The 4,881-nt window shown below is 65.3% G+C and carries 4 protein-coding genes; 1 reads left to right on the forward strand and 3 read right to left on the reverse strand.

What is annotated here, in order from left to right; all coding sequences use genetic code 11:
* The first annotated feature begins 257 nt into the window (after nt 1–257).
* Nucleotides 258–440, forward strand: a complete 183-nt coding sequence (locus tag ACFPMG_RS23760) for a hypothetical protein (protein ID WP_376997693.1) — start codon at nt 258–260, stop codon at nt 438–440.
* A gap of 39 nt (nt 441–479) precedes the next feature.
* Here ACFPMG_RS23760 and ACFPMG_RS23765 read toward each other — a convergent pair whose 3' ends face one another.
* From ACFPMG_RS23765 to ACFPMG_RS23775, 3 genes are all read right to left on the reverse strand, one after another.
* Nucleotides 480–2,663 carry an amylo-alpha-1,6-glucosidase gene (locus ACFPMG_RS23765; RefSeq protein WP_376997694.1) on the reverse strand — a complete coding sequence of 728 codons (2,184 nt, stop codon included), beginning with the start codon at nt 2,661–2,663 and terminating at the stop codon, nt 480–482.
* Nucleotides 2,664–2,775: 112 nt separating this feature from the next.
* Nucleotides 2,776–3,861, reverse strand: coding sequence for a glycosyltransferase family 4 protein (locus tag ACFPMG_RS23770; protein WP_376997695.1), 1,086 nt, complete (start codon nt 3,859–3,861; stop codon nt 2,776–2,778).
* Nucleotides 3,862–4,127: 266 nt separating this feature from the next.
* Nucleotides 4,128–4,679, reverse strand: coding sequence for a sensor histidine kinase (locus ACFPMG_RS23775; protein WP_376997696.1), 552 nt, complete (start codon nt 4,677–4,679; stop codon nt 4,128–4,130).
* Nucleotides 4,680–4,881: the final 202 nt, after the last annotated feature.

Raw genomic sequence — 4,881 nt, forward strand, 5'->3', positions numbered from 1 at the left:
CACTTTGTACGGCATCGGAGGCTCGGCTTCAGCGGGGCCGCTCTCCTACCCCGCTATCCTGCCGCAGCCAACCTCTCGCCGATTTATGCGCCAAGGTCCGTTTGATGGCTTCCATCAAACGCCCTCGGTTCTAACCCGACAGCACATGGCTGCGCCATGTGCGAAAGGAGCATACGGCCAGCCGATCATGGAACTGTTCATGCGTCGGCCGTATGAGACGCAGACGGATCCTGAACAGCCCTTGAGAGGAGACAACCATGACCGAAGACGACGACCATCTCTGTCGCAAGGCCGTCAGCGGCAGCAAGAGCCGGCCGAACGATCGGGACGGCGGTGATCACATCCGTCAGGCGCAGGAATGGCACGGCGGGTCGAAGGGCCGCAAGGGGCCGATCGCGCCCGAGGACAAGCGGAACCCGAACACCAGCGTCAAGAGCTGATCGTCGACCGTTCGCCCAGCCCTTCAGATGCCGGGCCCTTCAGATAGCGGTGATGATCCGGAGGTTTCCGGTCCGCTTGAGTACGGAAACCGCAACCTGCGCGCCGTGCCGGCAGAACGACACGTCCGCGCAGGCCGGGCCGAGCGACACGCCACTCAACTGCACGGCATCAAGGAACAACGGCAGACGCGGGTTGTCGAAGCGGATTTCCCCGCCTGCAGGATCGAACGCGATGCCGAGCGACGCCTGCAGCAGGGCGAACAGCGTAGCGCTGGCCCAGGCCTGCGGCGCACAGGCGACGGGATAGAGGGTCGGGCCCTTGCCCGGCCGCCGCGAAAAGCCGCAGAACAGTTCCGGCAGCCGGCGCAGTTCCATGTACAGGCTCGCGTCGAACAGGCCGCCGAACAGGCGCAGGACCGGTTCCTTAAACCCATAGCGCGCCAATCCCAGCGCGATCAGCCCGTTGTCGTGCGGCCAGATGGAGCCATTGTGGTAGGACATGGGGTTGTAGCGGCTCTCGCCCTGGGGAATGGTGCGGATCCCCCAGCCGGAAAAGGAATCGCCGCTCATCAGGGTGGCCACAACCTGCGCTGCTTTGTGCGGGTCGGCGATGCCGCTGAACAGCGTGTGCCCGGCGTTGGAACTGCGGACCCGGCATGGGCGCTTTTGCCCGTCCAGCGCGAGCGCGTAGGTGCCGATGTCGTCGCACCAGAAGGCTTGGTTGAAGGCGAAGGCCAGTTCGGCCGCCTGATCGTCGAGGGCATCCGCCCTCGGGCCCATGTCCATCGCCCGCGCCAACCGCGCGGCCGCCCGCTTGGCGGCGTAAACGTAGCCCTGCACCTCGCACAGCGCGATCGGGGCTTGCGCCAGCGTGCTGTCGGCGTGGAAGATCGAATCGTGGCTGTCCTTCCATCCCTGGTTGGCGAGCCCTTCTTCCGTCCTGCGGCCGTATTCGACGAAGCCGTCGCCGTCGCGGTCGCCGTAGGCGTCGATCCAGGTCACCGCCGCCTCGATGTGCGGCCACAGCGCGCGGATCGTCGGCAAATCCAAGGTGCGCTCGAAATAGGCGCCGGCCAGCATCACGAACAGCGGCGTGGAATCGACGCCGCCGTAATATAGGCCGAAGGGCACCTCGCGCAGGTTGGCCATCTCGCCGCCGCGGGTTTCATGCAGAATCTTGCCGGGCTCGGCATCGCGAAGGGGATCCTCGGCGGTCGCCTGCCGCGCGGCGAGCGCCATGAGCACGCCACGGGCAACCGTCGGATCGGCCCACAGCATCATGTGGGCGGTGATGATGGCGTCGCGCCCGAACATGGTGCTGAACCATGGGATGCCGGCGTAAGGGTAGGGACCCTCGTCGGTGTCGGTCATCAGCATGGCGAGGTCGGCCTGGGCGCGTTCCAGCGCCTCGTTGAGCAAGGCGTTGGCCGTCGTGACCGAGGCGGTCCGCCGCTTTGCCACTCGCACCGCCCGGCGCGCCTGGCGTAGGCGGAAGAAATAGCGTTCGCCGCTGAAGGCGTGCGCCGGCTGCGCCGCACAGGTGACCGCCATCAGCACCACGTTGCGTTGCCCCGGCGCCAACGCGATGCGGAAGCGTGCGGCGGTGCCGGTCAGAAATTCCGGTTCCGGGTCGAACCGCACGGTGGTGACCCGCGTTTCGTTGTCCAGTCCATCATAGGCCAGTACCACGCGCCCCGCACCGACGACGGGCTGGTGGCTTCTGCCGCGCTTCGCGCGCCGCTGCCCTCGCGCTTCGAACAGGTCGGCGAAGTCGGCGGCAAAGCGGATCTCCACGGTCATCTCGTGCGCTTTGGTGTCGAAGTTCCGGAAGGCGAAGCGCTCGTAGCTGTGGCCCATCCACAGAAACTTGCTGCGCAGCAGGTGGATGCTGTCGCGGGATAGGTCGATTTGACGCCCGTCGAAGCGGTCGGGGTTGGTAAGGTCGACGGACATGAGCACATTCTCGTCATCGACCGTGGAACTCAGCAGAAGCGGGCGCTTGCCGTCGATAAGCACTTCTAACCGCGAGAGGTAGCGCGTGTCGCGGTGAAAGAGGCCCTGCGGGCTGCGGTCGGAGCGCAGAACGTCTCCGTAGTGATCGAACACCGCAAAGCTGTCGCCGTGCTTGAGGGTGCGCGGTTCCAGTTCCGCCAGCGAGGTCGTGGCCGGAATGTAGAATTCGGGCACAGGGTCGGCTTCGTCGTTCGAAATCCGATCGTCCATGGCGGTGCTCCCGTCTCAAGGCCGCGTATAGGGTGGGCCGATGGAGGTCAGGGCGGAGCTTCGGGCGCGATCCCTTCGGGACCGCGGCCACGCCCATGATGGTAGGCCTCCGTCACGCGGCATCGACCTCGACCAAAGGTTCATGACCGTCGAGCAAGCGGTAGTAGAGGGTAATGTAATCCGCGGCCATGCGGGCGGCGGTGAAGCGCGTCTCGAAGCGGCGGCGGACGCCGCGCCGGTCGATTTCGCCCAGGCGTCGCACGGCGCCGACCGCGGCGTCGATGCCATCGGCAATGAAGCCCGTGACGCCGTCCTCGATCACCTCCGGCACCGATCCGCAGGGGTACGCGATCACCGGAGTCCCGGTCGCTATCGCTTCGATCATCACCAGCCCGAACGGTTCGGGCCAATCGATCGGAAACAGCAACGCCGCCGCGTTGCCAAGGAAGGCGCTCTTCCGGTCTTCGCCGATCTCGCCGATGAAGTCGACGAGCGGATGATCCAGCAGCGGCTCGATGGTGTCCCGGAAATACTGACTGTCGGCCTTGTCCACCTTTGCGGCGATTTTCAGAGGCAGGCCGGCGCGCTTGGCGATTTCGATGGCGTGGTCTGGTTGCTTTTCGGCGGCGATGCGGCCAAGGAAGGCCAGATAGCCGCCCGGTGCGAACCGGGGGCGGAGCAGATCGGCGGGAATGCCGTGGTGCACCGTTCGGAGCCAGCGCACCGGTGGCATTGGTACGCGCTGGTGATCGGAGATGGACACCAGCGGCATGCCGTCGAACTCCCTGTAGAACGGCTGCAGGTCCGGCAAGTCGAGCCGACCGTGCAGCGTCGTAACCGTGCGGCCGGCGCGATCCCGGAACATGGGCATGTGCAGGTAGTCGGTGTGGAAGTGGATCAGGTCGAACGCGTCGCGTTGCTGGCGAACATGCTCCAGCATCAGGAGGTGATGGATGATCGGGTCCCGGACGGCGGAGTCGAGCCGCGTGGCCTGTCGGCAGCAGGGGGACAGGCGCGCCGTAGTGCGCGAGTCCGCCGACGCGAACAGCGTCACGTCGTGCCCCTGCCGGACCAGTTCTTCGGTCAGATAGGAAACCATCCGCTCCGTTCCGCCGTACAGCCGCGGGGGCACCGCTTCGTAAAGGGGTGCGACCTGGGCGATGCGCAAGCCGGAGCTGCTGATTTTGATCGTGCGCATGGGGGAGCCCTTTCTTTGCACCCTCAACAGGGAAGCGCAGTCCTGTGACCCAGGGAGCATTCCCTAGGATGATACCGAAGGCGGGTGATCCCGGACGGCGTGGCGGCGGAGCAACGGCGACCAGGCGCAGGCCTCAGTGTCGCGGTTTTCAGCCGCATGCTCGATCTTGGGCGCCCGAACTCCGTCCGCGTCGTCTGAGCAAGGCGGGGCTGGGGCGAGCCCTTGCACGTCTCGCCTCCCTGCAACACGCCGGCGTCTGTATGAGCCTACCCGGCGAGCAACTCGCGAATTGTGGTCAACCGAGTTCGCGGCAGCCGGATCGTTACGGTTGTGCCGACGTCCGGCTGGCTGTCGACATCCAAGGAACCCCCATGCTGTTCGGCCAGAGACTTTGCGATATGCAGCCCTAATCCAGTTCCGGCATACCGTCGCGAGTGTGCATCATTGAATTGCGTAAAGGGCATCCCGACTTCCGACATCCGCTCGGCCGGGATCCCGATACCGGTGTCAGCGACGATGATGTCGAGAGAGTCCTTACCCACCGCAACGGTAACGGCAATTTGCCCGTTCTCCGGCGTAAACTTGAAGGCGTTGCTCAGCAGGTTGATCAACACCTGCTTGAGCCGACGTGGATCGGCCAACAGGTCGCTGAACCCAATGATGGCGTTGAGCGGCGTGCGAAGCTCATGGCTCATCGCGGCCAGAAAAGCCGACTTGGCACGACTGGCGCGCTGAGCCGTGTCGCGAGCCGCCCGCAGCGTCTGCTCGACTTGCCTCTGCTCGGTGATGTCCTGGCAAATGCCGAGCACGTCGGACACGTCGCCAGTCTCGGTCAGTCGGCACTGCCCCTCAAACCAGATGTGTCGGTTTTCGCCACACGTTTGAATGATGCGACACCGGAAGTCGCAAGAGGACCGATCCGGACCTTGGCGCATAAATCGGCGAGAGGTTGGCTGCGGCAGGATAGCGGGGTAGGAGAGCGGCCCCGCTGAAGCCGAGCCTCCGATGCCGTACAAAGTG

This window comes from Azospirillum himalayense, from assembly GCF_042657465.1.
Lineage (GTDB): Bacteria > Pseudomonadota > Alphaproteobacteria > Azospirillales > Azospirillaceae > Azospirillum > Azospirillum himalayense.